Annotated in this window: 3 protein-coding genes; all 3 read right to left on the reverse strand. The window is 74.9% G+C overall.

Annotated elements, in window-relative coordinates:
* Positions 1–1,644 (reverse strand): type I polyketide synthase (locus ACH4ZX_RS39565; RefSeq protein ID WP_398283661.1); only part of this gene is annotated, 1,644 nt, incomplete at its 3' end.
* Positions 1,645–1,729: 85 nt separating this feature from the next.
* The gene (locus ACH4ZX_RS39570; protein ID WP_398283663.1) at positions 1,730–12,925 is read right to left on the reverse strand and encodes a type I polyketide synthase; all 11,196 of its coding nucleotides are present in this window, start codon (positions 12,923–12,925) and stop codon (positions 1,730–1,732) included.
* Between the two features lie 64 nt (positions 12,926–12,989).
* Positions 12,990–15,391: SDR family NAD(P)-dependent oxidoreductase (locus tag ACH4ZX_RS39575; protein ID WP_398283665.1), on the reverse strand; the 2,402-nt coding region annotated here is incomplete at its 5' end.

Below are 15,391 nucleotides of genomic sequence, written 5' to 3' on the forward strand. Positions count from 1 at the left end.
CACCGACGGACGCTCGAGCCCCGCCACCAACTCCTCCCGCGACGCACCCACCACCACCGCACGGTGATCGAACACCGCACGATGCCCCGCCAGGGAGTAGCCGATGTCGAGCGGTCGCGGCGCGGTGTCGGCGGCGGCGTGGGCGCGCAGCCGGGCGATCTGGGCGTCGAGGGCGGGAGCGGTAGCGCCGGAGACGGGCCAGACCATCGGGCCGGTCTCGGCGACGAACGGGCCCTCGGGGGGTGTGACGTCGGCGTGTTCGGCGGATTCGGCGGGTTCGGCGGGTTCGGGGGCTTCTTCGAGGATGGCGTGGGCGTTGGTACCGCTGAGGCCGAAGGAGGAGACGCCCGCGCGGCGCGGGTGGTCCGTGACGGGCCAGGGGCAGGGCTCCAGGAGCAGTTCGACGTCGCCGCTGTCCCATTCGATGTGCGGGGACGGGGCGTCGACGTGCAGGGTCTTCGGCAGGATGCCGTGGCGCAGCGACATGACGGTCTTGATGAGGCCGCCGACGCCGGCGGCGGCCTGGGTGTGGCCGATGTTCGACTTGATGGAGCCGAGTCGCAGCGGGCGGCCCTCGGGCCGGTCCTGTCCGTAGGTGGCGAGCAGGGCGTGAGCCTCGATCGGGTCGCCGAGGGTGGTGCCGGTGCCGTGCGCCTCGACCGCGTCGATCTGGTCGGGGGTGAGGCGGGCGTTCTTCAGGGCGGCGCGGATGACGCGCTGCTGGGCGCGGCCGCTGGGCGCGGTCAGGCCGTTGGAGGCCCCGTCCTGGTTGACCGCCGTACCGCGGACGACGGCGAGGACGCGGTGGCCGTTGCGGCGGGCGTCGGACAGCTTTTCCAGCAGGACCAGGCCGACGCCTTCGGAGAAGGCGGTGCCGTCGGCCGCGGCGGCGAAGGCGCGGCAGCGGCCGCTGAACGCCATGACGCCCTGGGCGCTGAAGCCGACAAACAGGCCGGGCGTGGCCATGACGGTGACGCCGCCGGCGAGGGCCAGGGAGCACTCGCCGGAGCGCAGTGCCTGGGTGGCGAGGTGGACGGCGACGAGGGAGGAGGAGCAGGCGGTGTCGATGGTGACCGCGGGGCCCTCGAAGCCGTAGTGGTAGGCGAGGCGGCCGGAGATGACGCTGGCGACGGTGCCGGTGACGAGGTGTCCCTCGGCGCCCTCGGCGCTGTCGCCGACGGCGTGGCCGTACGACGGCTGCGCGGCGCCGATGTAGACGCCGGTGGGGGTGCCCTTGAGGCGTGCGGGGTCGATGCCGGCGCGCTCCAGCGTCTCCCAGGAGGTCTCCAGCAGGAGCCGCTGCTGCGGGTCCATGGCGAGGGCCTCGCGCGGCGAGATGCCGAAGAATCCCGCGTCGAACCGGTCGACGTCCGGGATGAACGCGGCCTCGCGGGCGCTGCCGGTGTCGCCGAGGTCCCAGCCGCGGTTGTCCGGGAACCCCGAGACGGCGTCGCCCTCCCCGAGCACGAACTCCCACAGGTCCTCCGGCGACTCGATGCCTCCGGGATAGCGGCAGCCCATGGCGACCACGGCGATGGGCTCGTGCGCGGCGGTGGACAGCTGACGGTTCTCCCGGCGCAGCCGCTCGGTCTCCGTCAGGGACGCCCTCAGGGCTTCGACGACCTTGTCCGAGGGGTTACTCATGCTGTGTCTCCGGATCTCCGCGTCACGGATGGATGGCGTTGCCGTGGGTGGTCGGGGCGGGCGGGGAGGCCGGCCGGTCGCCGGGTCAGGTGTCGTCGCCGTCGAGGGCCAGGGACACCAGGTCGTCGAGGTCCATCTCGGCGATCGACGCCTCCCGTGCCCGGGCGTCCTCTTCCGCTTCCTCGTCCTCGGTCCGGACGCGGTCGGGGCCGGTCCGGGCCAGGCGCAGCAGGGTGTCGAGGACGCCCGCCTCGCGCAGCCGGTCCAGCGGGACGGTGGCCAGCGCGCGCCGGACCGCCGTCTCGTCCGGGGTGTCCGCGCCGGTCTCGGAGGGGTCGTCGCCGGGGGTGAGTCCGGCTCGCAGGTGCTCGGCGAGGTCCTGCGGTGTGGGGTGGTCGAAGACCAGGGTGGCGGGCAGCCGGAGGCCGGTGGCGGCGCCGAGCCGGTTGCGCAGTTCGACGGCGGTGAGCGAGTCGAAGCCGAGGTCCTTGAAGGCCCGGTCGCGTTCCACGGCGGCGGTGCCGGTGTGGCCGAGGACGGCCGCCACGTTGCTGAGCACCAGGTCGAGGAGGATGGCGCTGCGGCGTTCGGCGGTGAGTCCGGCGAGCCGGCGCAGCAGGGCCGCGCCGTCGGTCTCGTCCGCGGTGCCGTCGCCCGCGGTGCGGCGGGCGGGAGCGGGGCGCACCAGGGCCCGGTACAGGGCGGGCGGGGCGCCGGTCGTGGACTCGCGCAGGGCGTCCGGGTCGAGGCCGACGGGGACGAGGAGCGCCTCGTCGCGGTCCGTGGCGGCGTCGAACAGGGCGAGGCCCTGGTCCGCGGTGAGCGGGGTGACGCCGCCGCGGCCGAAGCGGGCGAGGTCGGTGTCGTCGAGGCCGGCGGTGAGATCGCTGATCTGGTGCCACATGCCCCAGGCGAGGGAGGTGGCGGGCAGGCCGTGCGCGCGCCGGTGGTGGGCGAGTGCGTCGAGGCAGGTGTTGGCGGCGGCGTAGTTGGCCTGTCCGGAGTTGCCGGTGACGCCGGCCGCCGACGAGTACAGGACGAACCGGCGCAGCGGCAGGTCGCGGGTGAGGTGGTGCAGGTTCAGCGCCGCGTCCGCCTTGGGCCGCATCACGTGTTCGACGCGATCGGCGTCCAGCGAGCCGAGGACGCCGTCGTCCAGGACACCGGCGGTGTGCACGACACCGGTCAGCGGCCGGCCGGCGGGGACCGTGCCCAGCAGCGCGGCCAGCTCCCCACGGTCCGCGACATCACAGGCGGCCACGGTCACCTCGGCCCCCAACTCACCCAGTTCCCGCACGAGTTCGGCGGCACCCGGCGCGTCCGGGCCCCGCCGGCTGGTGAGCAGCAGATGCCGCACCCCGTGCCGGACGACCAGATGCCGGGCCAGCAGCGCACCCAGCGTGCCGGTACCACCCGTGACCAGCACCGTGCCCTCCGCATCCCAGTCCAGCGGGACGGAAAGGACGAGCTTGCCGGTATGCCGGGCCTGACTCATGAACCGGAACGCCTCCGCAGCACGCCGCACGTCCCACGCCCGCACCGGAAGCGGCGCGAGGTCACCCGCCTCGAAGTGCCGTACGAGGGCGGCGAGCATCTCCCCGATCCGCTCGGGGCCGGCCTCCATCAGGTCGAACCGGCGGTAGGCGACGCCGGGATGCGCGGCTGCCACCTCCTCGGGGGCGCGGACGTCGGTGGCGCCGAGCTCGACGAAGCGGCCGCCGCGCGGCAGCAGCCGCAGCGAGGCATCCACCAGTTCACCGGCCAGGCAGTCCAGGACGACGTCGACTCCCTCGCCGCCGGTCGCGGCACGGAACCGGTCCTCGAAGGAGGCGTCGCGGGAGGAGGCGATGTGGTCGTCGTCCAGGCCGAGGGCGCGCAGCGCGTCCCACTTGCCCTCGCTCGCCGTGCCGAACACCTCGGCGCCCAGGTGCCGGGCGATCCGCACCGCCGCCATGCCCACACCGCCCGCGGCCGCGTGCACCAGCACCCGCTCACCCGCCCGCAGCCCGGCCAGGTCGACCAGCCCGTAGTACGCGGTCAGGAAGGCCGCCGGGACGGAGGCCGCCGTGGTGAACGTCCAGCCGTCCGGGATCCGGGCGACCATACGGGCGTCGGCGACGGCGAGCGGCCCGAACGCGTGGGGCACCATGCCCGCGACGCGGTCGCCCACGGCGAGGTGGGTGACGCCGGGGCCGGTCTCGACGACCACGCCCGCGGCCTCGCAGCCCATGAAACCGCCGCCCGGATACATGCCGAGCGACACCAGGACGTCGCGGAAGTTCAGGCCGGCGGCGTGCACGGCGACGCGCACACCGTGCTCGGGCAGCTCCGCGGCGGCCTCGGGGCGGGGCAGCAGCGCCAGGTTGTCGACGGTGCCGGCCGCGGTGGAGCCGAGCGCCCAGGTGGTGCCGGGCGGCGGGGTGAGCAGGCCGCCGGAGGTGTGGGTGCGGGCGAGGCGCGGCACCAGGGTGCGGCCGCCGCGCAGCGCGAACTGCGGTTCGTCCTGGGCGACGGCGGCGGCGACCGCGGCGGGCAGCGCGTCCGCCGCCGTGGCCGTGTCCAGGTCGGCGATCAACAGCCGGCCGGGGTTCTCGGTCTGCGCGGCCCGCACCAGGCCCCAGGCGCCGGCGTGACCGAGGTCGGTGACGTCCTCGCCGGTGCGGGTGGCGACGGCGCCGAAGGTGAGGACGAGCAGGCGTGCGTCGGCGTACCGTTCGTCGGCGATCCAGTGCTGGACGGTGGTGAGCAGCTCGGCGGTCCGCGCGCGTGCCGTGTCGGCGCCGCCGTCGCCCGGGGCGAGCGGCAGCACGACGACCGGCGGCACGGAGGTGAGGTCGTCGAGCGCCGGCTCCGTGGTGACGGTGGCGCCCGCGCCGCGCAGGGCGCCCGCGATGCCGAGCGGGTCGTCGCCGATGACGGCGAGGGCGTCGGCGGACGGCTGCCCGGCCGCGGCCCACTCGGTCCAGTCGACGCGGAACAGGTGGTCCGGGCCGGCGTCGCGGCGCAGCTGTGCGGTGTCGACGGGCAGCAGGACCAGCGACTCCACGGTGGCGACCGGCGCACCGGAGGCGTCGGCGAGGTCGACGGCGACCGTGTCGGTGCCGACGGCGCTGATCCGCACGCGCAGACCGGTCGCGCCCGCGGCGTGCAGGGCGACGCCGGTCCAGGCGAACGGCAGCCGGGCCCGGCCGGTCAGCTCGATGAAGTCGCCGAGCCGCATGGCGTGCAGCGCGGCGTCCAGGAGAGCGGGGTGCAGCAGGTGGCGGGCCGCATCACGCTGGTGGGCGGCGTCCAGGGAGACCTCGGCGTACACGTCGCCGGTGGCCTCGTGGCGCCAGGCGGCGCGCAGGCCCTGGAAGGCGGGGCCGAACCGGTAGCCCGTCGCGGCGGCGGCCTCGTAGAACCCGTCGAGGTCGACGGGCTCGGCGCCGGGCGGCGGCCAGGCGCTCAGGTCGCGGCCGGTGACCTCACCGGAGGCGAGCGCACCGGTGGCGTGCCGGGTCCAGGGCCGGTCGGCGGGGGCGTCCTCGGGTCGCGAGTACACGGTGACGGTGCGCCGCCCCGAGGCGTCGGCGGCACCGACCCGCACCTGCAGGTGGACGCCGCCGCGCTCGGGCAGCACCAGCGGTGTCTGGAGGGTCAGTTCCTCCAGCAGGCCGCAGCCGACCTCGTCGCCCGCGCGGACGGCGAGTTCGACGAAGGCGGTGCCGGGCAGCAGCGGTGTCCCGGAAACGGCGTGGTCGCCGAGCCAGCTCTGGGTGTCGGCCGCGAGACGGCCGGTGAACAGGACGTCCTCGCCGTCGGCGAGCCGGACGGCGGCCCCGAGCATCGGGTGGCCGGTGTCGCCGAGCCCGAAGCCGGTGGCGTCACCGGAGTACGGCGGCAGCGGGTCAGGCCAGAACGGCTGGTCCTGGAAGGCGTACGTCGGCAGGTCGACGCGGACCGTGTCGTGCCCGGCGTGGACGGCCTCCCAGTCGACGGTGACGCCGTGCGTCCACGCCTCGGCGACGGAGGCGAGGAAGCGCTGCGCGCCGCCCTCGTCGCGCCGCAGCGAGCCCAGCGCGACGGCCTGCCCGCCGGCGGCGTCGATGGCTTCCTGGACGCCCACGGTGAGCACCGGGTGGGCACTGGCCTCGATGAAGACCTTGCGCCCACGCGCCAGCAGCCCTTCGACGGCGTCCTGGAAACGGACCGTGGTGCGCAGGTTGGTGTACCAGTACTCGGCGTCCAGTTCCGGGCCGTCGACGAAGTCGCCGGTGACGGTGGAGAAGAAGGGGATCTCGGCGGTGCGCGGCCGGATGCCGTCCAGCAGGCCGATCACCTCCTCCCGGATCAGCTCGACCTGCGAGGAATGCGAGGCGTAGTCGACGTTGATCCGCCGGGCGCGGACACCGTCGGCCTCGCAGGCGGCCATCAGCTCGTCCAACGCTTCGGGCTCACCTGAAACGACGGTGGACTGCGGGCCGTTGACCGAGGCCAGAGCCAGCCGGTCACCGAAAGAGGCGATCCGCTCCCGAACGGCGTCCGCGGTGTCCGCCACGGACACCATCCCGCCCCGGCCCGCCAATGCGATCAGCGCGCGAGCCCGGAGGGCGGACACCTTCGCCGCGTCCTCCAGGCTCAGCGCGCCCGACACGGCGGCGGCAGCGATCTCGCCCTGCGAGTGACCGACCACCGCGGCAGGCTCCACCCCCACCGACCGCCACAACTCCGCAAGCGACACCATCACCGCCCACAGCGCCGGCTGGACCACGTCCACCCGGTCGAAACCGGGAGCGCCCTCGACACCCCGCAGGACGTCCAGCAGCGACCAGCCCACGTACTCGGAGAGAGCCTGTGCGCACTCCTCCAGCCGGGCCGCGAACACCGGCGAAGCCCCGTACAGCTCCACCGCCATCCCCGCCCACTGCGACCCCTGACCCGGAAACACGAACACCGGACGGCCCACGCCCTTGAGCACGGAGCCCCGGACGACGCCGCTGTCGGGGCGGTCCTCGGCGAGGGCGCGCAGGGCGGCCCCTCGGTCGTCGCCGGTGACGGCGGCGCGTTGTTCGAGGGCGGCGCGGGTGGTGGCGAGGGACCGGGCGATGTCGGCGGGCCGGTGTGCGGTGCCGTCGGCGACGAGATGCCGCAGGCGCGCGGCCTGGGCGCCGAGTGCGGCCGTGCCGCGTGCGGAGACGAGCCAGGGCAGGGCTTTCTGCGGGAAGGCGGGGACGGCGGGAGCGCGCGGCGGTTCCTCGGCGGGGACCGGTTCCTCCAGCACGACGTGGACGTTGGTGCCGGAGCCGCCGAAGGAAGAGACGGCGGCGCGGCGGGGCCGGCCGGTCTCGGGCCAGGGCCGGGCCTCGGTGAGCAGTCCGACGGCACCCGAGTTCCAGTCGACCTCGTGCGTGGGCTCGGTGACGTGGAGGGTCTTGGGCAGGACACCGTGCCGCAGGGCCATCACGGTCTTGATGACGCCGGCGACGCCCGAGGCGGCCTGCGCGTGGCCGATGTTGGACTTCAGCGAGCCCATCCACACCGGAGTGCCGTCGGGGCGGTCCTGCCCGTAGGTGGCGAGGACGGCCTGGGCCTCGATGGGGTCGCCGAGGGTGGTGCCGGTCCCGTGCGCCTCGATCAGGTCGATGTCGGCAGGGCGCAGGCCGGCGTCGGCGAGGGCGGCGCGGATGACGCGCTGCTGCGCGGGGCCGCTGGGCGCGGACAGGCCGTTGGAGGCGCCGTCCTGGTTGGCGGCGGTGCCGCGGATCACGGCGAGGACCTGGTGGCCGTTGCGGCGGGCGTCGGAGAGCCGTTCGAGCAAGAGGATGCCGACGCCCTCGGACCAGCCGGTGCCGTCGGCGTCCTGCGAGAAGGACTTGCAGCGGCCGCTGGGCGACAGGCCGCGCTGCTGGCTGAACCCGATGAAGACGCCGGGTGAGCACATCACCATCGCGCCGCCGGCGAGGGCGGCGGTGCAGTCGCCGGCGCGCAGCGCCCGCACGGCCAGGTGCAGAGCGGTCAGCGAGGACGAGCACATGGTGTCGACGGTGACGGCGGGGCCTTCCAGGCCGAAGGTGTACGACAGCCGGCCGGAGGCGACGGCGGCGGAGGCGCCGAAGAGCATCTGGCCGTCGGAGCCCTCGGGCATCCGCACGCCGTGTCCGTAGCCGGGGTATCCGGCGCCGATGAACACGCCGGTGCTGGTGCCCTTGACGGCGTGCGGGTCGATCCCGGCGCGTTCGAAGACCTCCCAGGCGGTCTCCATCAGGAGGCGCTGCTGCGGGTCCATGGTGAGGGCCTCGCGCGGTGAGATCCCGAAGAAACCGGGGTCGAAGTGGGTGGCGGTGTGCACGAACCCGCCCTCGCGGACGTAGCTGGTGCCGGTCTTGTCGGGGTCGGGGTCGTAGAAGCCGTCGAGGTTCCATCCGCGGTCGGTGGGGAATCCGCCGATGGCGTCGCGTCCTTCGGCGACCAGCCGCCACAGGTCCTCGGGGGAGGTGACGTCGCCGGGGTAGCGGCAGCTCATCGCGACGACGGCGATGGGTTCGTCGGTGGCGGTGCGGCTCTCCCCCGCCTGCGCGGGTACGGCCGCCTCGGACGCGCCGAGCAGCTGGGCGCCGATGTGCGCGGCGAGGGCCTGCGGAGTGGGGTGGTCGAAGACGAGGGTCGCGGGCAGGGTCAGGCCGGTGACGGCGGCGATCCGGTTGCGCAGGTCGACGGCGGTGAGCGAGTCGAAGCCGGCGTCCCGGAAGGCGCGGCCCGGTTCGATCGCGTCGGCGCCGGAGTGACCGAGTGCGGTGGCGGCCTCGGTGCGCACCAGGCCGAGCAGGAGGGTCTCGCGCTCGTCGCCGTCGGCGGCGGTCAAGCGGCGTACGAACGCGTTCTCCGGTCCGTCCTCGCCGTCGGGTTCGGCGGTGGCGGCGGCCAGTTCGCGGCGGGCCTCGGGGATGCCGGTGAGCAGCGGGCTGGGCCGGGTGGCGGCGAAGCCGGGCGCGAAACGGCTCCAGTCGACGTCGGCGACGGCGACGAACGTCTCGTCGTGCTCGACGGCCTGCAGCAGCGCGATGAGGGCGGTGCCGGGGTCCATCTCCAGGACGCCGCGGCGGCTCATGTACTCCTGGACGCCCGCCGTCTCCATGATGCCGCCGCCGCCCCAGGCGCCCCAGGCGACGGAGGTGGCGGTCAGGCCGCGGGCGCGGCGCCGGGCGGCGAGCGCGTCGAGGAACGCGTTGGCGGCGGCGTACGCGGTGTGTCCGGCCGCACCCCACACACCGGAGTTGGAGGAGAACAGCACGAACGCGTCGAGTTCGGTGTCGCCGAGGAGTTCGTCGAGGTGCCGGGCGCCGTCGACCTTGCCGGCGGTGATCCGCGCGTACTCGGCGGGCGTGACCTGGCCGGCGAGGGCGGACTGCGGGATGCCGGCGGCGTGCACGACGGCCGTCAGAGGCGTCTCCCCGGGGATCGTCTCCAGGACGGCGCGCAGCTGCTCACGGTCGGCGACGTCGCAGGCGACGGCTTCCGCACGGGCACCCAACTCCCGTACCTCTGCCAAGAGTCCGTCGACACCGGGGGTGTCCGGTCCACGGCGGCCGAGCAGCAGCAGACGCTCGGCGCCCGCGGCGGCGAGCCACCGGGCGACCTGGGCGCCGACGCCGCCGGTGCCGCCGGTGACCAGCACGGTGCCGCGGGGCCGCCAGTCACGGACCGGTTCGGCGTCGTCGAGCGGTGCGCGTTCCAGACGGCGCCCGAAGGCCCCGGAGGCGCGCACCGCGATCTGGTCCTCGTCGCCCGCGCCGCCCGTCAGGAGTTGCGCGAGCCGGGTCAGGGCGCGTTCGTCCGCCGCGGCGGGCAGGTCGATCAGACCGCCCCAGCCGCGGGGCTGTTCCAGGGCGACGACCCGGCCGAGCCCCCACACCTGTGCCTGGTCGGGGTCGGCGGGTGCGTCGGAGCGTCCGGTGCTGACCGCTCCCCGGGTGACCGCCCACACGGGGGCGTCGATGCCGGCGGCGTCGAGGGCCTGCACGAGGGTGAGGGTGTGCAGGGCGGCGTCCGGTCCGCCGAGCCCGGTGAGGGCGAGGACACCGGACAGCCGGGTGTCGGCAACGGCGGTGCGCAGCACGTCGGTGAGCAGGTCGCGGTCGGCGCCGGGGGTCCGCACGGTGACGGTGCCGGCGCCGTGCCGGGCCAGGGCGGCCGCGCAGTCGGCGGCGAACTCCTCGTGTGCCGGCGCCCGCCCGGCGGGCAGCACGACGAGCCAGGTGCCGGTCAGCGGGATGCGGGCCGGCTCCGGCAGGCGCTGCCAGGCGACGCGGTAGCGCCAGGAGTCGACGACCGCCTTCTCCCGCCGGGAGCGGCGCCAGGCGGCGAGCGCGGGCAGCAGCGCGCCGAGCGGGCTGTCGTCGTCGAGTTCGAGGGCGCCGGAGAGGGCCTCGAGGTCCTCCCGCTCGACGGCTTCCCAGAAGCGGGCCTCGACCTCGTCCGCGGGCAACGCGTCGGCGGCCGTGGGGTCGGCGGGGGCGGACTGGAGCCAGTAGCGGCTGCGCTGGAAGGCGTACACGGGGAGTTCGACGGTCCGCGGGCGCTGCGCGGCCACCACGGCGGTCCAGTCGACCTGCGCGCCGTGGACCCAGGCCTCGGCGAGGGAGGTCAGGAAGCGCTGCGGGCCGCCCTCGTCGCGGCGCAGGGTGCCCAGGGTGACCGCGGTCGCGGATGTGCTGTCGATCGTCTCCTGCACGCCGATCGTCAGCACCGGGTGCGCGCTGGACTCGACGAACAGACCGTGCCCGCGGGTCAGCAGACCCTCCACGGCCTCCTGGAAACGGACCGTGGTGCGCAGGTTGGTGTACCAGTACTCGGCGTCCAGCTCCGGGCCGTCGACGAAGTCACCGGTGACGGTGGAGAAGAAGGGGACCTCGGCGGTGCGCGGCCGGATCCCGTCCAGCAGGCCGACCACCTCATCACGGATCGACTCCACCTGCGAGGAATGCGAGGCGTAGTCGACGTCGATGCGCCGGGCGCGGACACCGTCGGCCTCGCAGGCCGCCATCAGCTCGTCCAGCGCCTCGGGCTCCCCCGAAACGACCGTGGACTGCGGGCCGTTGACCGAAGCCAGAGCCAGCCGGTCACCCCAGGCGGTGATCCGCTCCCGAACGGCGTCCGCGGTGTCCGCCACGGACACCATCCCGCCCCGGCCCGCCAGGGCGATGAGCGCGCGAGCCCGGAGGGCGGACACCTTCGCCGCGTCCTCCAGGCTCAGCGCGCCCGACACGGCGGCGGCAGCGATCTCGCCCTGCGAGTGACCGACCACCGCGGCCGGCTCCACCCCCACCGACCGCCACAATGCCGCCAGCGACACCATCACTGCCCACAGCGCCGGCTGGACCACGTCCACCCGGTCGAAGCCGGGAGCGCCGTCGACGCCCCGCAGGACGTCCAGCAGCGACCAGTCCACGTACTCGGAGAGGGCCTGCGCGCACTCCTCCAGCCGGGCCGCGAACACCGGCGAAGCCTCGTACAGCTCCACCGCCATCCCCGCCCACTGCGACCCCTGACCGGGGAAGACGAGGACGGCGTCGGTGGCGGGCAGTGTGGTGCCGGTGAGGGGGTGGGTGCCGTCGGCGAGGGCGGTCAGGCCGGCGAGGAGGTCGTCGTGGCCGGCGGCGACCACCACGCCGCGCTGTTCGAGGGCGGCGCGGGTGGTGGCGAGGGAGAGGGCGACGTCCTGCGGGCGGGGGGCGTTCCGGGTGCGGAGGAAGTCGGCCAGGCGGGCGGCCTGGGCGCGCAGGGCCGCCGGAGTCCTGCCAGAGACGACCCAGGGCACGAGCGGGGTGTCCAGGACGAGCGGATGGTTGGAGCCGCTGTGGTCCTGGGGGGCGGGTTCCTCGGCGGGTGCGGGTTCCTCGAGGACGACGTGGGCGTTGGTGCCGCCGACGCCGAAGGAGGAGACGCCGGCCCGGCGCGGGGCGCCCTCCTGCGGGGTCCAGGCGACAGCCTCGCGCAGCAGTCGTACGGTGCCGGCCGACCAGTCGACCTGGCTGGTCGGCTCGTCGACGTGGAGTGTGCTGGGCAGCAGGCCGGCGCGCATCGCCATGACCGTCTTGATGACGCCGGCCATGCCCGCTGCGGCCTGGGTGTGGCCGATGTTGGACTTGACGGAGCCGAGGTGCAGCGGGCGGTCCTCGGGACGGTTGCGGCCGTAGGTGGCGAGGAGGGCCTGGGCCTCGATGGGGTCGCCGAGGGTGGTGCCGGTGCCGTGCGCCTCGACCGCGTCGATCTGCTGCGGGGTCAGCCGCGCGTCGGCGAGGGCGGCCTTGATGACGCGGGCCTGGGAGGGCCCGTTGGGCGCGGTCAGGCCGTTGGAGGCGCCGTCCTGGTTGATGGCGGAGCCGCGGACGACCGCGAGGACCTCGTGGCCGTTGCGGCGGGCGTCGGACAGGCGTTCCAGGAGCAGTACGCCGATGCCCTCGGCGAAGCCGGTGCCGTCGGCGGCGTCGGCGAAGGCCTTGCAGCGGCCGTCGGCGGCGAGGCCGCGCTGGCGGCTGAACTCGACGAACAGTCCCGGCGTCGACATCACGGTGACGCCGGCCGCGAGGGCGAGGGAGCACTCGCCCTGGCGCAGCGCCCGCACGGCGAGGTGCAGGGCGACGAGGGAGGAGGAGCAGGCGGTGTCGACGGTGACGGCCGGGCCCTCCAGGCCGAAGGTGTAGGCGACGCGGCCGGAGACGACGGCGGCGGCGCTGCCGGTGCCGAGGTAGCCCTCGACTCCTTCGGGAACCGTGTCGAGGTCGCCGCCGTAGCTGGAGGCGGAGGCGCCGACGAACACTCCGGTGGGGCTGCCCTTGAGCGCGGTCGGATCCAGGCCCGCGCGCTCCAGGACCTCCCAGGTGGTCTCCAGCAGGAGCCGCTGCTGCGGGTCCATGGCGAGGGCTTCGCGCGGGGAGATCCCGAAGAGCTGGGCGTCGAACTCCGGGACGTCCCGCAGGAATCCGCCCTCACGGGTGTAGGAGGTGCCGGCCTTGTCGGGGTCGGGATCGTAGAGGGCGTCGACGTCCCAGCCGCGGTCCTCGGGGAAGGGGCCGATGCCGTCGCGGCCCTCGGCGACGAGGTCCCACAGTGCCTCGGGGCTCTGCACTCCGCCGGGGAAACGGCAGGCCATGCGGATGATCGCGACCGGCTCCGGCTCCTCCAGTTCGCGCACCCGTCTGCGGGCGTTGCGCAGGTCGGTGGTGGCCCGTTTGAGGTATTCGCGGAGCTTGGCCTCGTTGTCGTGGCCGCCGGGGTTGCTCGTGCTGCTGGTGCTCAACGTCAGTCACCTACCGGGAACGGGAAGCCTGCACTGCGCGATCGTGAGGGGCGTCGCTGCCGGGTCACCGGGCCTCCAGCTCGTCGTCGAGCAGGTCGAACAGTTCGTTGTCGGAGGCGTCGGCGATGTCGGCGTCGCGGGTCTGCGTCCGGTCGCCGGTCTGCCAGGCCGCGAGGAGCGCCTGCAGGCGCCCGGTGACGCGGGCCCGGTCCTCCTCGGTGGCCGCGGTGGCGTGCGCGAGGGTGCTCTGCAGTCGGTCGATGTCGTCGAGGAGCGGGTCGACGGAGGTGCCGTCGCCGTACAGCTCGGTGCGCAGGTGGGCGGCGAGCCGGGCGGGGGTGGGCTGGTCGAAGACGAGTGTGGAGGGCAGGCTCAGGCCGGTTGCGGTGCCGAGCCGGTTGCGCAGTTCGACCGCGCTGAGCGAGTCGAAGCCCAGTTCGCGGAAGGGGCGTTCGGGGCCGACGGCGGCGAGGGCCTCGGCGTCCGCGGCACCGTGACCGAGGACGGAGGCGGCCTGCCGGCGCACCAGGTCGAGCAGGATGCGGTCCTGTTCGGCGGGGGTCCGGCCGGCGAGCCGGCCGAGGAGTTCGTCGGCGGTGTTCCCGCCGCGGGCGGTCTCCTGCTGTGCGGCGGCCGCGGCGTCGGCGAGCACCTTCGCGGCCTCCGGAACCATCTCGAACAGGGGGCTGTTGCGTTCCGTGCCGGTGCCGAGGGTGAAGCCGTCCCAGCGGATGTCGATGACGACGGGGTTGGTCTCGTCGTGGTCGAGCGACTGCTGGAGGGCGGCGGTGGCCAGCTCGGGCGGCATCTCCCACACGCCCTGCAGCCGGGCGCGTTCGCCCGCGCCGCCGGCGGCCATGCCGCTGCCCGCCCAGGTGCCCCACACCACGGAGGTGGCGCGCAGACCGCGGGTGCGGCGCTGGTGGGCGAGGGCGTCGAGGAAGGTGTTGCCGGGCGTGTAGTTGCCGAGGCCGGCGGAGCCGTAGGCGGCGCCGAAGGAGGAGAACAGGACGAACGCGTCGAGGTCGTCCCTGTCTTCGGTGAGTTCTTGCAGGTTGAGGGCGCCCTGGGCCTTGACCCGCCACACCTGGGCGAGCCGGTCGGGGGTGAGGGAGTCGATCATGCCGTCGTCGAGGACGGCGGCGGTGTGGAAGACGGAGGTGAGCGGGGCGTCGGCGGGCAGGGCGTCCAGGACGGCGCGCAGTTGTTCGCGGTCGGCCACGTCGGCGGCGGCTATGGTCACCTCGGCGCCCAGGTCCCTTATCTCCTGGGCGAGTTCGGCCGCGCCGGGGGCTTCGGGGCCGCGGCGGCTGACCAGGAGCAGATGGGGGGCGCCGGCCCGGGCCAGCCAGCGTGCGGTCTGTGCGCCGAGGCCGCCGGTGCCGCCGGTGACCAGGGCGGTGCCGCGCGGTGTCCAGGCGCGCTGCGGCTCGGTGTCGCCGAGGGGGGCGCGCACCAGGCGGCGGACGAGCACGTTCCAGGAGCGGACGGCGAGTTCGTCCTCGTCCCCGGGTTCGGCGATGATGCCGGCGAGCCTGCGGTACGCCTCCTCGTCGACGGTGACCGGCAGGTCGACGATGCCGCCCCACAGCCGCGGGTGCTCCTGCACCAGGACGCGGGCCAGCCCCCATACGGCCGCCTGCACGGGCCGGGTGAGCGGGTCGTTGTCGCCGACGGACACGGCCCCCTGGGTCAGGGCCCACACCGGGGCGTCGAACTCAACGAGTTCACGGACCTGGAGGACGGCCTGGACCAGGGTGACGGTCCCGGCGAGGCCGAGCGGCAGCGACGGGTGGTCGGGGTGCTCGCGCTCGTCGAGGGCCAGCAGGGAGAGGATGCCGGTGACCGTGTCCTCGCCCTCTGCGGCGAGCGCCTCGTGCAGCTGTTGGGCGAGGGTGTAGCGGTCGGCGGCCCAGATGTCGACCGGGATGCGTACGATGCGCGCGCCGAGGGCGCCGAGGCGGTCGGCCGCGGCTTCGGCGAGGTCACCGGCCCCGTCCTCGGGTTCGAGGAGGAGCCAGGTGCCGGTCGGCCGGGGCTCGGCGGTGTCGGTGACGGTCCACACGGTGCGGTAGCGCCAGGAATCGAGGGCCGACTTCTCCCGGTGGGCGCGGCGCCAGGCGGCGAGCGCGGGCAGCGCCTCGTCCAGCGGCTGGTCGCCGCTGACCCCGAGCCCGGCCAGGTCGCCGCTCTCGACAGCCGTCCAGAAGGCGGTGTCGGTCTCGTCGGCGGCGTGCGCGGTATCCACGCGGGTGTCGGCGCCGGCGTCGTCGAGCCAGTAGGGGCGGTGCTGGAAGGCGTAGGTCGGCAGGTCCACCGGGCGGGTGCCGTCGGGGAAGACGGTGGTCCAGTCGACTTCGGCGCCATGGGTCCAGGCCTCGGCGAGGGAGGTCAGGAAGCGCTGCGGGCCGCCCTCGTCGCGGCGCAGGGTGCCCAGGGTGACCGCGGTCGCGGATGTGCTGTCGA

Source organism: Streptomyces sp. NPDC020490 (assembly GCF_044335305.1).
In the GTDB taxonomy this organism is placed as follows: Bacteria; Actinomycetota; Actinomycetes; order Streptomycetales; family Streptomycetaceae; genus Streptomyces.